Annotated in this window: 20 protein-coding genes; 1 reads left to right on the top strand and 19 read right to left on the bottom strand. The window is 48.6% G+C overall.

Annotated elements, in window-relative coordinates; translation table 11 throughout:
* Nucleotides 1–6: 6 nt before the first annotated feature.
* The 7 genes from fliR to ACRJJO_RS06460 all read right to left on the bottom strand — a co-directional run bounded on the left by fliR (nucleotide 7) and on the right by ACRJJO_RS06460 (nucleotide 5094).
* The gene (gene fliR / locus ACRJJO_RS06490; protein WP_404356842.1) at nucleotides 7–780 is read right to left on the bottom strand and encodes a flagellar biosynthetic protein FliR; all 774 of its coding nucleotides are present in this window, start codon (nucleotides 778–780) and stop codon (nucleotides 7–9) included.
* Nucleotides 781–784: 4 nt separating this feature from the next.
* On the bottom strand, nucleotides 785–1054 hold the full coding sequence (gene fliQ / locus ACRJJO_RS06485; RefSeq protein WP_014149590.1) for a flagellar biosynthesis protein FliQ: 270 nt from the start codon (nucleotides 1052–1054) through the stop codon (nucleotides 785–787).
* A gap of 240 nt (nucleotides 1055–1294) precedes the next feature.
* A complete protein-coding gene (gene fliP, locus ACRJJO_RS06480; RefSeq protein WP_404356844.1) occupies nucleotides 1295–2041 on the bottom strand; it encodes a flagellar type III secretion system pore protein FliP in 747 nt (248 codons plus the stop codon).
* Entirely contained in the window at nucleotides 2034–2471 is a 438-nt protein-coding gene (gene fliO, locus ACRJJO_RS06475) for a flagellar biosynthetic protein FliO (RefSeq protein WP_431065061.1), read from the bottom strand. The genes fliP and fliO overlap by 8 nt, the downstream gene beginning before the upstream one ends.
* Nucleotides 2471–2908 carry a flagellar motor switch protein FliN gene (gene fliN / locus ACRJJO_RS06470; RefSeq protein WP_404356848.1) on the bottom strand — a complete coding sequence of 146 codons (438 nt, stop codon included), beginning with the start codon at nucleotides 2906–2908 and terminating at the stop codon, nucleotides 2471–2473. Before fliN ends, fliO begins: the two co-directional genes overlap by 1 nt.
* Nucleotides 2909–3610: 702 nt before the next feature.
* On the bottom strand, nucleotides 3611–4591 hold the full coding sequence (fliM, locus tag ACRJJO_RS06465) for a flagellar motor switch protein FliM (RefSeq protein WP_431065060.1): 981 nt from the start codon (nucleotides 4589–4591) through the stop codon (nucleotides 3611–3613).
* A gap of 2 nt (nucleotides 4592–4593) precedes the next feature.
* Complete coding sequence (locus ACRJJO_RS06460) at nucleotides 4594–5094, bottom strand: flagellar basal body-associated FliL family protein (RefSeq protein WP_431065059.1); 501 nt, start codon at nucleotides 5092–5094, stop codon at nucleotides 4594–4596.
* Between the two features lie 1420 nt (nucleotides 5095–6514).
* Between ACRJJO_RS06460 and ACRJJO_RS06455 the strand changes: the two genes are divergently transcribed.
* Complete coding sequence (locus tag ACRJJO_RS06455; protein ID WP_431065058.1) at nucleotides 6515–7630, top strand: diguanylate cyclase; 1116 nt, start codon at nucleotides 6515–6517, stop codon at nucleotides 7628–7630.
* A gap of 221 nt (nucleotides 7631–7851) precedes the next feature.
* On the opposite strand, the gene ACRJJO_RS06450 is transcribed toward ACRJJO_RS06455, so the two are convergent.
* The 12 genes from ACRJJO_RS06450 to ACRJJO_RS06395 form a co-directional block, all read right to left on the bottom strand.
* Nucleotides 7852–9603, bottom strand: a complete 1752-nt coding sequence (locus ACRJJO_RS06450) for a TadG family pilus assembly protein (protein WP_431065057.1) — start codon at nucleotides 9601–9603, stop codon at nucleotides 7852–7854.
* Nucleotides 9604–9998: 395 nt separating this feature from the next.
* Nucleotides 9999–10277: a DUF3613 domain-containing protein gene (locus tag ACRJJO_RS06445; RefSeq protein WP_431065056.1), complete on the bottom strand. Its 279-nt coding sequence runs from the start codon at nucleotides 10275–10277 to the stop codon at nucleotides 9999–10001.
* A gap of 32 nt (nucleotides 10278–10309) precedes the next feature.
* Nucleotides 10310–11062: a tetratricopeptide repeat protein gene (locus ACRJJO_RS06440; protein ID WP_431065055.1), complete on the bottom strand. Its 753-nt coding sequence runs from the start codon at nucleotides 11060–11062 to the stop codon at nucleotides 10310–10312.
* Entirely contained in the window at nucleotides 11049–11984 is a 936-nt protein-coding gene (locus ACRJJO_RS06435) for a type II secretion system F family protein (RefSeq protein ID WP_431065054.1), read from the bottom strand. The genes ACRJJO_RS06440 and ACRJJO_RS06435 overlap by 14 nt, the downstream gene beginning before the upstream one ends.
* 9 nt (nucleotides 11985–11993) lie before the next feature.
* Entirely contained in the window at nucleotides 11994–12896 is a 903-nt protein-coding gene (locus tag ACRJJO_RS06430) for a type II secretion system F family protein (RefSeq protein ID WP_431065053.1), read from the bottom strand.
* A complete protein-coding gene (locus tag ACRJJO_RS06425) occupies nucleotides 12889–14178 on the bottom strand; it encodes a CpaF family protein (RefSeq protein WP_404356865.1) in 1290 nt (429 codons plus the stop codon). The genes ACRJJO_RS06430 and ACRJJO_RS06425 overlap by 8 nt, the downstream gene beginning before the upstream one ends.
* Before the next feature lie 11 nt (nucleotides 14179–14189).
* Complete coding sequence (locus ACRJJO_RS06420) at nucleotides 14190–15407, bottom strand: AAA family ATPase (RefSeq protein ID WP_404356867.1); 1218 nt, start codon at nucleotides 15405–15407, stop codon at nucleotides 14190–14192.
* Between the two features lie 4 nt (nucleotides 15408–15411).
* Nucleotides 15412–16773, bottom strand: coding sequence for a type II and III secretion system protein family protein (locus ACRJJO_RS06415; protein WP_431065052.1), 1362 nt, complete (start codon nucleotides 16771–16773; stop codon nucleotides 15412–15414).
* Between the two features lie 51 nt (nucleotides 16774–16824).
* Nucleotides 16825–17802, bottom strand: coding sequence for a Flp pilus assembly protein CpaB (cpaB, locus tag ACRJJO_RS06410; RefSeq protein WP_431065051.1), 978 nt, complete (start codon nucleotides 17800–17802; stop codon nucleotides 16825–16827).
* 604 nt (nucleotides 17803–18406) lie between these two features.
* A complete protein-coding gene (locus ACRJJO_RS06405) occupies nucleotides 18407–18916 on the bottom strand; it encodes a TadE/TadG family type IV pilus assembly protein (RefSeq protein WP_404356873.1) in 510 nt (169 codons plus the stop codon).
* 277 nt (nucleotides 18917–19193) lie between these two features.
* Nucleotides 19194–19706, bottom strand: a complete 513-nt coding sequence (locus ACRJJO_RS06400; RefSeq protein ID WP_431065050.1) for an A24 family peptidase — start codon at nucleotides 19704–19706, stop codon at nucleotides 19194–19196.
* 49 nt (nucleotides 19707–19755) lie between these two features.
* The gene (locus ACRJJO_RS06395) at nucleotides 19756–19941 is read right to left on the bottom strand and encodes a Flp family type IVb pilin (protein ID WP_431065049.1); all 186 of its coding nucleotides are present in this window, start codon (nucleotides 19939–19941) and stop codon (nucleotides 19756–19758) included.
* Nucleotides 19942–19979: the final 38 nt, after the last annotated feature.

Raw genomic sequence — 19979 nt, 5'->3', positions numbered from 1 at the left:
GACCTGCTACAGACGCAGCACCTGCTCTAGAAGCTCATAACCTTCTACCATGACGCCAGTGAATTGTTGAAGCATAGTCGGCAAGGTCAGCCAGATCAGCAACAAGCCTAGCATCAACGTAACCGGAAAGCCCACCGCAAAAATATGCAACTGCGGCGCGGCGCGGGCCGCGACGCCGAAACTGACATTGACCATCAATAAACTCGCCATGACCGGCAAAGCCAATAACAAACCCGAGGCAAACAAGCGACTGCTCCATGCAATAATCGACCAGATTTCGGCTTGTTCCAACCCATCGACCGCAATCGGCACGGTATTAAAGCTATCCAACACCATGCTAATCAACATCAAATGCCCATCTAAAACAAAAAAAATCAGCGTACTGACGATAATATAAAACTGTGCCAACACCGGAATTTGCTGGCCGCTTTGCGGATCAACCATCGATGCAAACCCCAAACCCATGCTATAAGCGATCGTTTGCCCGGCAAATACTACGACGCCAAAAACCATCTGTATGATGAAACCGCTCACCAAGCCGATTAAAATCTGCTGCATCGACACAGCCAAACCTTGATAACTCAACATAGGAACATCGGGCAATGGAGGCAGCAAAGGCATGACGACCAAGGTCAAACCCAGTGCAATGACTAACCTCACCCGAGGCGGCACGCCTTGCATGCTAAACAACGGCGCTGCGACTAGCATCGCGCCGATGCGCATCAACGGCCAAATAAACGATGCAACCCAATTCAATAATTGAGCTTCGGTAAAATTCAATCGCTTACCCAATCATTTCAGGAATATCACGAATCAATTGCTGAAAAAAATCCAAGTACATTTGCAGCATCCAGGGCCCCATCGTCATCATCACGATACCGATCGCGATGAGTTTGGGAACGAAGGTCAACGTCATTTCATTGATCTGAGTGGCGGCTTGAAACATCGCGATAATCAAACCGACTATCAATGACGGCAATAGCACCGGCGCGGTCAACTTAACCGCCACCCACATCGCTTCCTGGCTCACCGTATAAATCGTTTCCGGAGTCATCGCTCTCTCCTACTCCTTTTTGATTAAAAACCGTCTAAGAATAAAAGGTATGGGATGTGTCTATCGAGGACCGCCGAGAACCCGTCCATGGAGGCTTGACGGCAGCGTTCGAACGCCAAAGGATGGCGTGAATGCAGATTTTGCATGGAGCAAAAATCTGCCCTGCTGCCGACATCCTCGCTAGCCACACCCCATACCTTCATAAAGCCAACTAATTTTTGAGTATAAAGGAAGTAATGATCAAGCCACATAAAAACTGGCCGCGAGCATTTCCATGATCAGCGACCACCCGTCTGCCATCACGAACAGCATTATTTTAAAAGGCAGCGATATAATCATCGGCGACAGCATCATCATACCCATCGACATCAATACGCTAGCAACCACTAAATCGATCACCAGAAAAGGGAGAAAAATCAAAAAACCGATCTGGAAAGCCGTCTTCAATTCGCTGGTCACATAAGCCGGTAACAATACCGAAAATGGCACATCGTCGACCGATTCGACTTCTTCGTGACCGGAAATCCTGAGAAACATTTCAAGATCGGACTCGCGTGTCTGCCTAATCATAAATTGCCGAAAAGGCACTGATGCATTCTCGACAGCGGTCAACACATCGATCTTTTCCTCGAGATAAGGCTGAATCGCATCGCGATTAACCTTGTCGAATACCGGCGCCATGATGAAAAACGTCAAAAATAACGATAAACCCAACAAGATTTGATTACTCGGCGCTTGTGCGGTCCCTAAAGCCTGACGCAACAGTCCCAAAACAATCATGATCCGAGTAAACGAAGTCATCGTCAGTAACAAGGACGGTAAAACCGTCAACATTGTCATTAACGCGAGGATCTGAATTGTTACCGAATACGTTTCGCCGCCCTGTGCGTTAGTCGTAACCGTAAATGCCTCGACTCCAGTGGCATGCAGCGGCATCGGCAAAATAACGACGAATACGAAACCGCACATCCGCAAAGATTTAGCCATTGCCGCGCCTCTTCATCGCTTGCACCAACTTTTGTGAAAACACGCTAGGGCCACCTTGTTCGCCGCGATCGCTAACCAGGCGATCCTCGCCATCTAAGACCAATAACGCCTCTATCCTTCCCGGCGTGACGCCCAAGACCAGTTGTTTATTACCGATCTCCAGCAAAACGACTTTTTCGCGCATGCCGAGGGACAAGCCGCCCAGCACCCGCATTTTCGCTTCACCGCCAACCGGCAACCCGCTTAATTTGCGTAACGACCAAACAAAAACCCCAAAGATTCCCAATACGAAGATAAGCGCCAGGCCCCATTGCAACACGTCTTGAAAACCCACATTTTTGACCGCAACTCCGGATACTTCGGATACGGGCGAGGCAAAAACCGACGGAAGGTATGCGTAAAACAAAACGCTTAAGATAAACCTAACCATCAACGAAGCTTTTTAACCCGTTCGGTTGGGCTGACTACATCAGTCAAACGAATCCCAAACTTATCGTTTACCACGACCACTTCGCCATGAGCAATCAGGGTACCATTGACCAGAACATCCATCGGCTCGCCCGCAAGACGATCTAACTCGACCACCGAACCTTCGTTCAATTGCAATAAATTCCTGATGCTCACCTGAGTCCGGCCGATCTCCATCGACATGGTCACCGGAATATCGAGGATGATATCCATTTGAATCTCATTGCCGGGCTCGCGCATCTCACCCGCTTCATGGGGTTGGTTATCGAATCGATCGAACGATGCAGTCTCGACATGATTGCTATTTTTGCTGCCCTTTGTTTCGGCTTCGGACTCGGCCTGCTCGTTCATCGCAGCCGCCCAATCGTCACCTAAATCCGAATCGTCTTGTTCACTCATTATTACTATCTCTGCTTAAAACTATTTCCTAAATCCCATCTTTGCTCTTACCCAAGCTCCAGCCCTCATCGTTATATACCTTTCGCACTTCAAATTTCGGCAGTGCCAGAGGAGGCGCCAGGGTGTGCGGCCCTCACCTAACGCTAGGTGATTTGCGTAGGGTACGCTGTGCGTACCATGGTAACCCCGCGATGTTCATGTGCCAACCGAACCATTAGGGCACGGCTTTGGTACGCGCAGCGTACCCTACAATTTATGTATAACGATGAGAGCTCCTGCTTGGGTAAGAGCATATTTTAGCCTTTTGACCTCGATGCCATTTAATGTAATTTGGCATTCTCGACCCCGAAATCGCGATCTGGGGATCGCTCCCACAAGACATTCGCCGCCTTCTGTGGAAAACCACTAAGGATTCGGTCATAAATAACTTCCCTATTTTTAATGCAAGGTAAGCAACGAGCATGAAATAATTTAGACAACTGTCGGAAGGGGGTTTGGTGGCTCGATTGACAGGTGTCGGCGGCACGGATAGCCGCCGTCAAGCCTACATGGACGTATTCACGGCGTCCTGTCAAGCGAGTCACCAAACCGCCACAAAGCCTACTACTTGTATAAGTTATTTTGTGCATATTCCTAAGCGAGTTACCGAACCCGCTACAAAACTCATAGCTCCAGGAATTTATTGGCACGAAACCCTTACCGTCAAACATAATCGGGGTTTACCTTGTTAACAATCTTGATCGCGTAATTACCGTCCGATAAACCAATCTTGCCTTCAAATACCGGAACGGTCTGCGCTCTTAAGCGTACGGTATCCGGCATATCAACAGGTATCACATCGCCTTTTTTCAATTGCATGACTTCCTTAACCGTCATTTTTTTCTCAATCAGTAAGCTATCGAGTGTCACGGCCACATTCATGACACTTTTTCTCAGTAACTCCTGCCAACGCCCGTCCGTCTCGCCCCGATCGCTGATCACCTGGTCTAGCAATTCTCGGATCGGCTCGATCATCGTATAAGGCATGACGATATTGATATCGCCGCCCCCCCCATCGAGTTCGACATGCATCGTCGAAATCACGACAATCTCCGATGGACTGACGACATTCGCGAACTGCGGATTAACTTCGGAAGTCAAATATTCAAACTGCAACGCTAAAACCGGCCTCCAGGCTTCCTGTAAATCCTTAAAAATCATATCGATAAACAAACGAATCACCCGCATCTCAGTCGGCGTAAATTCACGACCTTCGACCTTGTTATAAAACTGCCCGGTACCGCCAAAAAAATTATCCACTGCGGTAAAGACCAAACGCGGCTCCATTACAATCAAAGCTCGGCCTTTCAGCGGCGTAAATTTAACAATGTTCAGATTGGTCGGCACGAACAAACTCTGAACATATTCGGAAAATTTTTGTACCTGTATGCCCGAGATTGAAATCTCAGCCGAACGTCTCAAAAAATTGAACAAGGTAATTCGAAAATAACGCGCGAAACGTTCATTGATCATTTCCAACGTCGGCATCCGACCGCGAACGATACGCTCCTGACTGGTAAAATCGTACGTTCGCGCACCTGAGTATTCTTCTACATCATCGGTTTCGGTTTCAATTTCGCCATCGTCGACACCATGCAACAAAGCATCGATTTCTTCTTGAGAAAGCAGGTCTGCAGTAGACATAATTATTGCATCACAAATGAAGTAAAAAACACTTCCTTGACAGGCTGTTTACCGGTCATTTTTTCTAAGACCGCACTCACCTCCCCTTGCACTGACTGCCTAAGCGTCTCTTTACCTTCCCGAGAATTGAGTTCATCGGAACTTTGCGCGCTAATCAACATTAAGAGATTATTTCGAATCATAGGGTCGTGTTTTTTTAAGTCTTCTATGGCTTCTTGACTATCAACCAACAACGATATAGAGACCTGCATTAACCGCATTCTCGAACCAGTAGGAAAGTTTACTATGAGCGGTTTACTAAAATCGTAATAAAAAACCTCGGGCTTGGCTTCAGTTTTTTGTTCGGTCTCTGCAACGTCAGCCACATTCTCGGGATCATCACCGGCAAGAAAAAAATAAGCGCCGCCCGCGCCCGCCAATACCAGTAAAACAGCCAGTATGATGATAATGAGTTTTTTAGACGATTTCTTTTCGCCTTCCGCTTTTTGATTTTTTTCCGCCATATTTATTTAACCTTTTATCTCAATTCATCATTCAGCAATAAACAAACCATAATTAACTTATAATTATAGATCAAAATCTTAGCCCGACACCTTAAAACCTTTACCATAAAAATGACGGTTTTCGGTTTTTTTTCAGGCGATCATTCCATTAGCACAGTATAAAGTAGACTCGCCGCCTTCGCTCCGGGATATATACCTTTCGCACTTCAAATTTCGGCAGCACCTAAGGAGGCGCCGGGGTGTACGGCAAAAGCTTTGCCAGCATGAATGCTGGCATAGAGACTTTATAGACGTATTCACCCAGCACCTAAATTCCATAGCCCGTTGGCCATGGTTAATTGTCTTAGATAATTTAGGTGCTGAGCCTTTGACGGGCACCCCGCTGCCGAATTTTGATCTACGATGAGTATAACGCGCCCTCATGCTTTGCCTTGTGTCGACATTAGGTACGCGTAGCGTACCCTACATTCACATTGAACTTTTAAGTGCTTCCGATAGAGGTGGGTGTTTTCAACTATTACCGCATATATCGCTTTTCCGAAACCCTATTTTTTGGCTATGTTTGCGTTAATAGTTGATATTTTTGAACTTAAAGCCAACATGAAAACCAAGGATACAAATCTGAATAACTTTCCTTTTCAATATCGCGCCAATGGTTGAAAGGAGGGAACGGTTGCTCGATTGACAGGTGCCGGCGGCAGGGATAGCCGCCGTCAAGCCTACATGGACGTATTCACCCAGCACCTAAATTCCATAGCCCTTTGGCTATGGTAACTATCTTGCGTAATTTAGGTGCTGGGTTCACGGCGTCCTGTTAAGCGAGTTACCTAACCGCCCCAAAGCCTACTACTTGTATAAGTTATTTTGTGCATATTCCTAAATGGCTTATTCAGCAATAAAGGAAATTATTTCAACTGCTAACGCAAACATAGCCTATTTTTTCGTCACTCGTTCCGAAATACCGGCGCCATAACTTGACGACCCGACGGTTAAACCCCAAAGAGGCACCAACTTAAGTAGAAAACGCGTCATGCCGTCAGGGATTCACTCCGGACTATCCTGCCCGGAGCCCTTCGGGTAAATGCAAATCCGTTCCATACGGATTTGTGGCGGAATCCAGTGCCACGGACGGCAATGCTTAGCTTCACATCCATGTAACCAGGATATCGGCAATCCATGCCGATATGACGAATAAAAGTGTCAAATGCACCCATAGAATAAGCACTAAGTTGGCGCTTATGCGGTTAAACCCTAGTTTCTATAAAATATTCGATAAAATACTGCTATCGACCTTGATCTTATTTGCGCCGTGAAGTCTTAGGTAATCGCAATATTTATGCCGACCGGTTATTATTTGGTGCAGATTACAACACTGGGAACTGCATTTGAAAACCATGCTTTGATAACAGGATAAACGACTTTGATTAATCCCCACCGACTTTCCACGCAACTACTTCGCCATCTCTATCGGCATTCAACCAGGGCTTTTGCCGTCCATTGCGTACATACCTCGCTTTTTGCGGCCTATCTTTGGTTCGAACTTCCTTTAACGATTTGGGGGGCATGGCTCGCTTTTGCATTGCTTGGCGGCTTTTGGCATTGGTATCGAAGCAGCAGAGCGCTCCGCCACATTACCGAGGATTCAATAAAGGGCGACTCTATCATGCCCGACGTCATAGCGGCAGGAGTAGCTGGATTTAGTTTTGGTATCACCGCGATACTGTTTCCATTGTTATCGCTTCACACTTGCTTATTTATCTTCGTGATGCTAAGTGCGATCGCCGCAGCCGCGATGCCTAGACTCAGCACGTTACCGTCAGTCTACGCGGCATTCTTATTCGGGATAATGGCGCCGCTAATTTCCATTTTAATCGTGATGGATAGCGAGCCGAGCCTTAGTACCATTCCGGCTGTATTGATAATGGGTTGTAGCCTCTTTTATTCGGCACGCCAACTGCACAGCGATTTATTGGATGGTTTGCTTTCTCGTTTCGGACTGGAAAACGAGGCAGGAGAAGATAAATTGACGCACCTTGCCAATCGCCGCCGTTTCGATATCGTTCTGGAACAAGAATGGTTGCATGCGCTTCGATCAGGGACTCCGCTTTCATTGATCATGTTGGATGTGGATTTTTTTAAGAAATTCAATGATCGTTATGGTCATCAAGACGGAGATGATTGCCTCGAGCAAGTCGCAGGCGCGCTTGCTCAATCCGCCAAACGTGCAATCGATCTAGTTGCTCGTTATGGCGGAGAAGAATTTGTTGTATTGCTTAGTCAAACAACTCGTGACGATGCTTATACAATGGCTGAGCGAATGCGACAGGCCGTCGAGCGCCTCAATATTCCTCACCAGGACTCAACGCTAGGCCATGTGACCATCAGCCTCGGAGGATATACGACTTTTGCCGGGGAAGACATGAAATCCGAAGACTTAGTAAAAATCGCCGACAAAGCCTTATACCGCGCCAAAGCAAATGGGCGGAATCGAGTAGTATGGTACGATCCTAATTTAGATGGAACTAACGAAGAGTGAAATCAGGAGATTTACGGCAAAAAGCACACCTATTGACGAGTCTTTATGCTTGTAAGCCGCTTTAGTCGAGCCTTGATAAAATCAATTAAGCGAGCCGATAGCAAGTCATTCGATATTCCTAGATTAATTAAGTCAGGCCGCCCTATCTTGACCTCAAACAATTCAACATCTACGTAACCCAACACTGACGGTCACGCAAAGCCATGGGACCGGAAAAACTCTCATATCAGCAAGTTCGGCCGACCCAAATCCAGATCAATCAACTGAACATCTATGGCACCGACCTCTATTCCCAGCAGACGCAACAACGGATCCAAGACCGAGGTTCCAAGCCCGGCCAAAAGCGGCTGTAATAAACTGCTGAGAACAATAGACAAAATATAATTAGCATTTATACCGAGAGCACTAAGCCCGTTTAGAACAAGCCCCCCCAGACCACCAAGCATATTTACGTTGACGACCAATCCTTTATCCAATTCGGCAAAACCATTATTAAGACTACCGCCCGTGTCACTCGATAACCGCTGCATCATCGGCAAGGCATTGGGATCATTTACATCCACATAAAAAGTCAAATCCCCTTCATCGGGCTCCAACGGTAAATTTAAACCAGCGGTTACGTTAGCCACTGAAACATTACCCAATAATCCGAGATCAACGACAACCCCAATATTTGCAGGCGGGGCAGCAATCGGAGGACCATCATAGTCCGATATTGTTACAAAAACATTGGCGATACCTGGTTGCGCGCCGATGGACACAACAGACGTAGAGTCAATCGCGTTTCTGCATTGGATGCTGTCCAACCAAGCCTCGCCCTGCGCTATCTGTACATGCAATCCCAAATCGACGCTCAATTGCAGCAGCGGAACATTAACACTGGCAGACACATCGGTTTTCAATCGTACTTGAGCGGTCTTCGCTTTAGTTCTCCAATCTCCGTCTTCGTTTTTACCTGGCGGGCCGATAGCGATTTGCGGTGGCTCTATCACCATCAGTTCAGTATTTACTGTTATCAAGCCAGGTATTCCCGTATTCAGAGGCAAAATTATTGCACTCTCGCCATTGGCGACCAAAGCCGTCGTGGTAATCAGATCGAGCAAGTTAACACCGACTGAAGCCGCTTCTTCCACATTCGTCGGAGCGGTGGTCACATTCAAAACCTCGCCTAAGGTCAACGCCAAATCGGAAACCGAAGCCGCGATCAAAGTATTCATAGCTGCGGAAACCCCGGCATCCGCAACACCGGAAGCATTCACCGCATCCGCATAGACCTGCAATAACTCACTCGCACTCACATCAGCGTTTAATAGCTCCTGAACAGTCCCTGCATAGGCAGCGGCGTCTACCAAGTCCAAAAGCTTCACATTGGTCGCGGCAATCCCTCGATAGGCAACCGCGTCGAGACTCACGGACGAACCGAGAACCCCACCCAGCAAATTATTCAATAACCCCGCATCATCATCATTGAGCGACACCAACAGACTACCAACGGAAAAACCGGCCAACACCTGCCGTTCAGCGACTGCTGTCGCCTGTAGTGTAGCCTCGCGGCCGAGCAAACCACCGGCAAACAAACTCGCTGGCACAGTATTTCCGGCCGTCACCTGAACCGACATCGACGACTCGGGGTCAGCTTGTGCGAAATTTCTGATGCCGCCCGTCCCTACTGAGACATTGCCTAACAATACATCGAGCGTTCTAGCATCCGCGATCGAATGATTATTACGTGCGGCACTGGTCTGTGCCGCCGCCTCCGCGAGCGCTAAAGTTCCGTCGCCGCAACCGCCGGATTGAGATGAGGCATCCAATGCCGCCATGTCGGCAACCAGTTGCAACCGGCGGTGTTCCAACATCAGCCTTCCGGTATCCACCGCCAATGCCGTAAAAAGGACAGAGAGAAACAGAACCAATCCGCCTAGAATTCCCAAGGCACCGCGTTGACGAGGCGGCGTACCTTTATGGAATGGCATCTCTAACCTTGAAGTAAACGGCTTAGTAGTCATGAAGTGTTCATCAATTTTTTAACACAGGCGTGTCTTTAATCTTACTCCCTTTTGACCGAAAAAACGTTTAAGAACGAAAAGGTGCGGGGTATGCCTAGCGAGGATGTCGGCAGCAGGGCAGATTTTGCTCCATGCAAAATCTGCATCCACGCCATCCTTGGCGTTCGATCTGCCGTCAAGCCCTCATGGACGGGTTCACGGCCGTCTTCGATAGGCATACCCCATACCCAAACAAAGTTGAACGATTATTCAGTAAGAAGGGAGTAAAAAGAGCAGTTGGCATGCGCTGTCGACAGTTCGTGCCAAGCCAAGTCGAAGCCTAAAGACTCTGTAGCACATTCACCGTTAGGCGTCATTCTATCTCAACGAGCACCATTACCCTCGCCATCTTGCTTACTCTTGTAGAATTCCGGAATCGGGTGTTTAAAGCTATCGAGATAACGTCGGTAAATGGCGTCGGCAACCGGACCCGATACCGTTTGACGCGAGGTGGAAGCCGCAAGACCGCTGCTCTGCAGTTCAAGCCAGCGTCGAGTTTCCTTACCCGAAGACCGCTCCGAAGATGATTCCGCAAACGGAATAGAGGCGTTTAATAACAACACAAGCCCCCCCCCGGTTATAATCGTTTTTCGCAACTTCATTGAATCCCACCTATGTTTTTTAGAGTTACGCATCACAATAAGCCCTGCTCACGCAACATATCAATGCGGCCTGAAGCTTTAAGCGTTGCTTTGATTTCTTCGGCTTGAGCACGAAGTTGTTCCATCGTTTCCGAATCTATTTTCATATGCGTCGAGAAAACTCGAATCTCCTGCTCCTTGTCCATCACCGACAATAGCAAGAACATATTGCTAGCCGCCAACCGATCGCCACCATCCAATTCCAAGGCTGTCAAAAACTCGTTACGCGCCGAGTCAAACTGTCCACCAAGCAATAAAGCATAACCCAGATCATTTCGCACTCGAGTATCGACCGGCAATTCATTAGCGGCTTTTTGCAAAAAATCGATGGCCTCATTAATTTGCCGATTCCTTCCGGCTATCAAGCCGAGCCCATGGTACCCTTTTCCAACCATACAGCTTTCCAGTAATTCACGATATAAAGGGGCTGCCATTTCCGGACGATCCGTCCGACGTAAGATTTCCGCGCGCAAATAACTGGATTGTAATGAAAGCGATCGTGCTTCATCTAAATGAGCCAATGCTGCATATAGTTTTCCGCTATCCATGAGCTGACGTATCAAGTCTAACTTGACATTTTGCTTCGGCTCGGGATCATCTCCGCAAGACTTCGCTAATTTGTAACTTCCGGGATCATCATGAATTGCTTTAGCCTGCCATTCCGGCAACGACCAACCGCATCCACTCATTACAATCACGGCGATGCCAAGCAAAGCTCTGTGAATCGTAAGACTAACCATAGACATTCAACAACCCTCGAGCAAGGGCTAGAAATCCCGGGCCCGCAAGAAAAATCAGCAGCGCAGGAAAGAGAAACAGCATCATGACGACAGACATTTTCGCCGACAGCCGGTTAACATATTCTCGCAATGCTGACTGCTGACGAGCATCGATCAACTGTGCAAACTTTACCAATGATTCGCGAATATTCCCACCGTGTTTGGTTACCTGTTTCAAAATTGCAACGGTATCAGTCAATTCGGATACCTCCAGCGGCGCCGCCATATCACCGAGCGCTTCGACGCGATCATGTCCGGCATCGATGCGCTGTAAGGCCACGGCTATCTCCTCGGAAAGATTCGGCATCAACACACGTCCCTCAGCATTCATTACCCGTAGCGCGTGTTCGGTCGAAAGCCCGGCCTCTAACAACATGCGCAACAAGTTTATCGCGACCGGCATTTCCCGGGACAAGGCATTACGGCGCACACTAGCCCGATAGCGCAATACATAGCGGGGACCTAGATAACCGAATGCAATCGCAAAAAAAACCATCGCTAAATTTTGTACAACGGTCAGATGACCTACCGTGAAAATATAAGCACCGGCACAAACTACCGCGATCATCGGCGCCAACCACGAAATCGACAAAAAAAGCATACGCTTCCGAGCAACATACCAACCCGCTTGTTTCAATAGCCGGGTGATTTCTTCCTGATCGTCACTAGAGAATAATTTTCCCATCCCGCTTTTATTCATGCGTTCGATTGCCGACAATATCCAACCTTCATCAGCAATATTATCTGAGCTCATCCCCGATTTGAGTAAGGCCTGAAAACGTCGCTGCGAAGCATTGGAAGCGCCATCCGAGCGAAATGAAGCCCACAACATCAAAACGCCGGACAAAATCAAAAGTAATGCGATTGCCCAATATGTCCACAATGTCACATTGCTCTCCTAGATACTTTTGACCATTCGCCACAGGGTAAATGCCCCTGCCAGTTGCAGACCTATCGCAATCATCAATAGAATTCTGCCGGAAGCATCTTGCCACATCGTTTCGAGATAGCGGGGGTTCATCAGCATGATATAGACGGCCAAACTAGGCGGCAGTAAACCCAACACCCAAGCCGTTACTCTAGTCTCTCCGGTCAGCGCCCTTAATTCGCCGCGCGCCGCTTCACGATCATGGATCATTTTAGCCACATTCTGAAGCATATCCCGAACACTGCTACCGTAGCTGCGGTTGATTCTGATGGACAGCGCTAACAAGTACAACTCGTTGATGCGATAAAGATCGGCGGCTTCCTGTATTGCCTCGCCCAAATCGGCACCCAATTTGCCGGCACGAAGCACTCGAGTGATAATATCTTTAAGGGGCGCGGGCGTTTCATCCGCCGCCAGACTCAAGGCCCCTTCCATGCTGCGGCCGGTACCGAGACCGCGTAACACCTGATCGAGAAATAACGGTAATTGCGCCAAAATTAGAACGATCCTTTTTTTCGCTTTATGCAATAGCCATAGATAAATCAAAAGCATAATGATAATAGGTGTTGACAATGCAATCGCCAGGCCTTTCCACAGGCCCACTAGGAAAACAATCATCATCATGGCTAATAAACCCGCCAACACCTGCTGACTTTTCGCGTCTATTCCTGCCCGCCAGAACAGTTGTTCAACCCAAGGCCAGGCATAACGTCTTTCAGGCTTCAAAACCGACGCTTCGATGCCGGACGATTCGACCATACGCCGCGTTACCTTCTCAACAAACGCATCACGCTGGCTTTTTTGATACATAAACAAAGCCAAGGCAAACATGGCTATAGCTATAGCAAAGCTCAGCATGCTGTTACTAATCAAACGATTGACCTCCTTCTTCCGGAAACAAACGACCACCATCTATTTCGAATTTTTGACCGGACGGACGGGAACTGCTCGTCGAAAAATTTTTATTGACCCTATCGAACCTAAATAGCTCGTTTAGTCTAAACTGCCCTTCATGTAAACCATCCACTTCTGCGATTGAAATGATACGGCGCGTTCCGTCCGAAAACCGAGCGATTTGAACAATGATATCGATCGCACATACGATCATTTGCCTAAGTATTTCCGCTCCTCCTTGAAAGTTCGCCAAGGCCGCCAACATCTCCAGGCGACCTAAAGCGTCCCGAGCGCTATTGGCATGCACCGTACTCATCGAGCCGTCATGGCCGGTGTTCATCGCCTGAAGCACATCCAATACTTCTTCGCCGCGCACCTCGCCCAGGATAATTCGATCCGGCCGCATCCGCAAAGCATTACGAACCAAATCTCGAGCCCTCACCTCGCCCGAGCCTTCGACATTAGGTGGGCGCGTTTCTAGGCGAACGACATGATTATGACCGAGTTGGAGTTCCGCTGCGTCCTCAATGGTTACAATTCGCTCTTGCTCTTCGATAAACCGGCTCAAGATATTAAGCAACGTGGTTTTACCGGACCCTGTTCCTCCGCTCACCAAAATATTACAACGATATCTAACCGCTTTTCTAAGAAATTGCAGCATCGCTTCGTTAGCCGTCCCATAAACCAACAAATCGGACTCGCGTAGCGGGTCCTTGCGGAATTTGCGCACGGAAAGGCAAGGGCCATCGATAGCCAACGGCGGTATGATCGCGTTAATCCTGCTACCGTCGGACAAACGCGCATCCACCATCGGACTCGACTCATCCAACCGGCGTCCGAGCGGTGCGATAATTCGCCTAATCACACGTAGCACATGGTCGTCATCGATGAACCTTAGATCGGCCTGCTCTACCTTTCCATTACGTTCTAAAAAAATATTTCGGGCGCCGTTTACCATGATATCGCTGATTTGGTCGTCCGCGAGGAGCGATTCAAGTGGACCGTAACCGGTCAGCTCGTTAATCATCTCTTCGGTCAGGTCATCGAGATCGTAGCTCGTAACAGCCAGTTGTAATTGAGCGGCATACCGCGATACATGATCATGCACATAATTTTCGATTTGCTCGTGACCCCATTCATTCAATGGAACATTGTCTTCTTCAACGCAATCGATCAAATAACGATGCAAGGAATATTTGAGATCCTGATAAGTTTCGGTATGTTTAAGACTGTAGTCATAGAGCGGATATTTAAGTCCCATTCTAAATGCCTCTACTTAACACTAAACCAAGAAACCAGATTTTTGAGAACCCCATTGTTTTTATTTTCTTTTTTAACCTCGCCGAGATCACGACTCATGATCTTCTTCGCTAACTTTTTAATCGCCAGGGTATAGGGATCGCGGGGAGCGCATTTGAATAAACTTTCACCGGAATTCATCATGCTCAATCTTGCCATGCCGGAGGGCGGCAATGTCGTCTGGAGCGGCAAACCGAATCCGCGCGATAAACTTTCGGCATCCGGAGGCAACTGAGGAAGATAACGGTCGACGATTAACTCAACGGAATCCATTGGAATCTTATGTTCGATCATTTTCTTTACTAATTGCATATTTTGCTTACAACTTGGTACGCTCTGCTCAACGAGCACCAGGGTATTATCGGCATTACTAAGCAGTAAATAAAGAAAATCCGATCTTGGAACACCGCCGAGATTAAGGATGATCCGAGAGAAATAACGACGCAGCATACCGAGCAAGACATAAATATCCGCGGAAGTAATTTCACTCATCGCGCTTTGCTCTTCCGGTAATGCCAATAAACTCAGACCGCTCTCATGTTTGGCGAAAGCGCTATCGATTAACATCGAATCGAGACGACGTAGACTCCTGACCGCATCGCTAAAACTGTAAGGCGAATTGAGCCCGAGATAAGTCAAAGTATCGCCGACGGGATTCCCAAGATCGAGTAGCAGCGTATTGCGTTCTGTTTGTTTGCCTTGCATGGCCAGAGCGAGATGAAGCGCCAGCATGGGCGTATCGGCCCCTGGACGGGCGCTGACTAAAGCGGTAATTTTACCCAACGAAGCCGTCGGCACATTGGGAGCCGGTGCGCGATTTTGTAAGCGTTGAACCAAGTTAATAACTTCACCGGGGCGGCTACCGGATACAATATAATCACGCGCACCGGCGCGCATGGCCGCTAGCAACATCGCATTATCGACATGGTCGGCCATCGCGATCACCGACAATAATGGTTTAACCGCAACCAAACCCTCGATCAGCGCGGTATCTTGCCGTAGCGACAATTCCGTCAATGCCACAAAAACGACTTGTGCACCGGTCAAATCGAGTATCTGTCGCACGCGTTCCATAGACGGCGAATCGGCAACAACCACCTCGCCTTCTTCACGAAATACAGTTTGCAACCAACGTAGGTGCTCCTGATTATTGGTGACAGCAACGTAACTGTGTTTGCGTATGATCGTCATGTCGTTATTTCGAAAAGCCCGACCGTGCGGGAGCCTTGACCTTAAACGAGCCCGACTCCAGGAAGAATGTTTGAAAAAAATTCGGGTCGTATTGTCGGAAACGTTCACCCGGCATCGCCGGTAAATCGGCGCCCTTCGCGAGTGGCTGCACCAAATGCGGCGTTACCACCATAATTAACTCCCTATCGTTGCGATCAATATGTGTGGAACGAAAAAATGCGCCGAGAACCGGAATATCGCCTAGCCATGGGAATTTATCGACACTCGCCAAGGTATTCTGACTGACTAAGCCGCTAATCACGAAACTTTCGCCATCACCCAGCGAAATACTGGTATCGGTTCGGCGAACGCGCAAGGCCGGCACCGCGACGCCTCCGCTTTGGATACCGGCGGTAAAATCCAGCTCACTGACTTCGGGCGCGACTTTTAAAGCGATACGGTTTTGATCCAGCACTGTCGGCGTCAACGACACACGCACCCCAAACTCTTTGAATCGAATGGTATTACTGCCGGACTGCGCGCCGCCCTGGGGAACGGGAATAGGAAATTCGCCACCCGCTAAAAAATTGGCGCTTTGCCCGCTCATCGCCATTAACGAAGGTTCGGCCAGTGTATAGGCAAAACCGTTGTTCTCAAGTATGGAAACCACACCGAGAATGCCTTCGCTGGCATTACCGTAAAGAAAATTGAAAGCCTGGGCATGAGGAAAGAAGCCGCTACTAAGCAAAGAAATCGCACCTTCGCCGGCAGATTCAAAACTGCCGACACCACTCAAATTTCCCGGCGTGGAGAGGGCCAAGGTTGTGTTCGCGGTATTTCTTCCGAGAAATAGACCGGCATTCTGCATGCGCCTGCGGCTGACTTCGACAATTTTGATATCGATCTGCACTTGCGTATCGAAATCCAAAGTCGTGGCGTCAATTGTGGATTCACTTTTTTCACTCAACGCCTCGAGCGCTTGATGATGCGCTTCGAGCGATTCACTTTTGCCGTTTAATTTTAGCTTTTCACCGGCTTCCGAGACTTGTAAACCAACTTCTTCTAGCTTGTCAAGCGCATGCCTTTCCAAACTAGCGGATGCTGTGACCATTAATTCCGCTTGAAAATCCGGCGCTGTAGAATCCATACCATGCCAAAGCATCAAATTCGTCACGCCCGGTTTTTTAGGCGTGATCAACAATTGCCGGTCGTCGATGACATCGATATCGGCAATTTGCGAATCGCCAACGGCGATACGTTTAAATCCACTTAAATAACGGAAGCTATGTTGCTTACCCATTTCGATATGGATCGTAGAATCGAAGGCATAGGATAAATGAGTCGCGCCTAAAAGAGTCGCAAAAAATACAGCTTTGAAAAAGTTCATCTTGGCAATTGCCTAACCCATCTTTGTAATAATTCTATTCGATAAGGCACGTTAACGCCCCAAGGTCAAAGTTTCAATTGAACTCCCTCTATGTACAACGATACTTCCTTGGTCCCGAGAACTGATGCTTTCGACATGAGCAGTCGACAGCGCCGATCCAGGTCTAAGCAAATCACTTAACACCCTATAATACCTACTCTGCAGGTCTTGTTCGGATTCGGCATAAGAATAATCGATATCGTTTGCACCAACCTCGGCGCTAGCCGAAACCTTAGCTCCCTGTTGGACGCCCCGTAGCGCCAGCCTAATCTTGCCGCCGGATTCGGCGAGCATCAGTATCGACGCATCGGACACGGCGACGGCTAGTACGGCAGTCTTACTTTTTTTACCGGTAGGCTCTACTTTCTTAGACTGCCCGGTAACGGCTTTGATGCCACCGCTACTTGTTTCTGACTGGCGACCACCGTCCTCATCAGAGTGCTGATCCGGCGACTGCAGCATATTGCCGAAAGCCAGCACGCGCACATTCGTTAAAACCACTTGGGCCGAACTATTCGGACCCGTTTCACGATCTGCCCGCAAATAAAGAAGCACATCAACGTGATCTCCCGGCTCGATGAAACCGCCTGTCCCGGTGACTTCGTCGACCTTAACAGCTACCGCCCGCTCCCCATGATGAAGGCTCAGCGCCAGTTGACTATAAGTCGGGAAATGTCCGGACATCAGCATTTCCCCCGTGGCGATATCGACTCTAGGTCTGCGGCCAACAATAGCGACGCCTGTAGCGTAAGATCGAATAGGACGGGTCGGCACAAGCGAGGTAGTCAAATCATCCTCAACAATAGCCTGCCCCGCCGGGATATCCCGCGCGGCGAATACGACCGCCTCGCCTTTTGGCTCTTCCGCCTCGACGCGCACGACTTCTTGTTTGGGCGGTTGATGCTGACTGGCTCGATAACCGAAATAACCGATAGCAATAGCACCGATCGCCAACAATAAAGCGAGTACTCGTAAAACCGTACTACTCATGTTACCTCCTCCGTCGACCGCGTCAGTCAATTTTTTAATATGATACTTCGACCGTTGTGCGAATTATCCCCAGTAGTCAGCCAGGCGTTTTGACGAGTATAAACATCAATTCATTTTGAGCGTTTCGTCCGCGCCCCGGAAAATACAAAGGAACGAGCATGAAATAACTTCGACAACTGTTGAAAGGGAGGTTCGGTGGCTCGATTGACAGGTGTCGGCGGCAGGGAAAACCGCCGTCAAGCTTACATGGACGTATTCACCCAGCACCTAATTTCCATAAGCCATCGGCTATGGTTCGTTCCCTTGGATAATTCATCCAGCACCTAAATAAGCCATGATTTTGAATCATTGCCAAAGACCTATGGAATTTAGGTGCTGGATTTATGTGCTGGGTTCACGGCGCCCTGTCAAGCGAGTCACCAAACCGCCGCAAAGCCTACTACTTGTAGCAGTTATTTTGTGCATATTCCTAAGGGACATAATTATATACTATTTGAGGCTTTATAATTTGAGTCCCGCAAGTGACGCGGCGGCTTTTTAATAAAAAATGGAGTGATGAAACTTGTTAGAATTATGAAAGAAGACACATTGCCTAGCCGGCCGCTCATAGCTGTACGGAGGCCCGCCCGGTTAAATGCTGAGGCAATCTTGGCACCGCGCCGATTCCGGGAAAGACTAGAATCGGAACCAATGGATTATCCGGATAATCCATAAAACTAACCGTTACAGTCAATAAACCACTTGCTGGGTCGAAAACCACCTGAACATTCTGATTACCTTCCCCTAACACCGCTACATGAGCGGCGGGCGGCAGCCAATTTAATAGCTCACCTACAACGTTACGAACTCTAGGCGCCACACCGTTTTGAATGTAATCGTCAGTACTACCGAATTCGGTCGATTCCACAGCAACGGCCGACCTGGCACCTGAAGCCGCCGCATGCTGAAACGCCTGCAACATCAAAAGTGGCATCGAATAACTGACGATGGCATAAAACAACGTAAAAAAAATGACGAACAACAGCGCCGCCTCAATGGCTGCCGCTCCACGCTGGATACGCAAGCTACTTGATAATGGCTTAATAACGGTCCGTTGACGAGGCGTCTGTTTCATCGAAAACTCGCTCATCCGAGACTGTAAAAGAATTTTGGCCAAGACATCATAAAAAAGCCTTATTCGCTATGAAGTGCACGAAAATAACGAAAAAAAGAATTAGCACTTCAATGAAATAAATCTTCATATTCTTCATGCCTGTTTTCTTGGCATCGAATATATTCACAGTTTGGTAGGCATCTCTCAAAGCTGCCGGCCGTTCCCACGCTATTGAAAAGACATGCCCTGTGAAACCAAGCAGGCCGCGTACGGCAGACACCCAGCCCGAACCGCATGATTAAAACGGCAATGGCGCCGAGCCGGAACCGAACAAAGCCACAAGAAATCCGGCTGCCAGCGCCGAACCGAACGGTAGGAATCTGCCTTTCGGTTCGGGCACGCCGGCAATGGAGATACCCATGCGCGACAACGGCAGCTCCAACAGAAAAAACCATCGGTACGCCGCCAGCCACAACAAGGCGACTCCACCCGCAAACAAACTCGCCACGGCAAACGTAATCAATGCCGCGTCGAAGCCGCCCAGCAAGCCCATCGCGGCAAAGAGTTTAACATCGCCCGCGCCGAGCTTCTTCAAGACATAGCCGGGCAAGGTCAAGGCCAGCGCCAAGGCCCAACCGGCCAGCCCTGCCGTCCACGGCACATCCAGCCAGCCTTGCCCGGTCACGGCATAAGCCGCCAGCGCCGCGCCCTGCGCACCGAGCGTCAGACCATTGGGTATGCGGCGCTGAATTAGGTCATACCCACCGCAAACAAGCGTCCATAACGCTACCAACCAATAGGGTAGTGACACTAACGTTACTATAACCAATGGCTGAATCTAAACCACTGAATTCTTGACCTTAACCTCCAGCCGGTAACGCACCTTGAATTTGGGTAAATAAATTTGCAACCGCCGTATTAATAGGATCTACAAAAGCAATCAACGCCAATGCAACCATGGCTGCAATCAACGCATATTCAATTGCGCTCGCACCTTCTTCATCGTGCAGAAACTCGCCCCACCATTGTTTGAATTTAATGTTCATTTTTAACCTCTCCTTGGGCTATCAATTGACATTGCCCA

Origin of the sequence: Methylotuvimicrobium sp., from assembly GCF_050611805.1 — a bacterium.
GTDB lineage: Bacteria > Pseudomonadota > Gammaproteobacteria > Methylococcales > Methylomonadaceae > Methylotuvimicrobium.
Note: the sequence above shows the minus strand (reverse complement) of the source record. Positions and strands in the feature narration are given on the sequence as shown.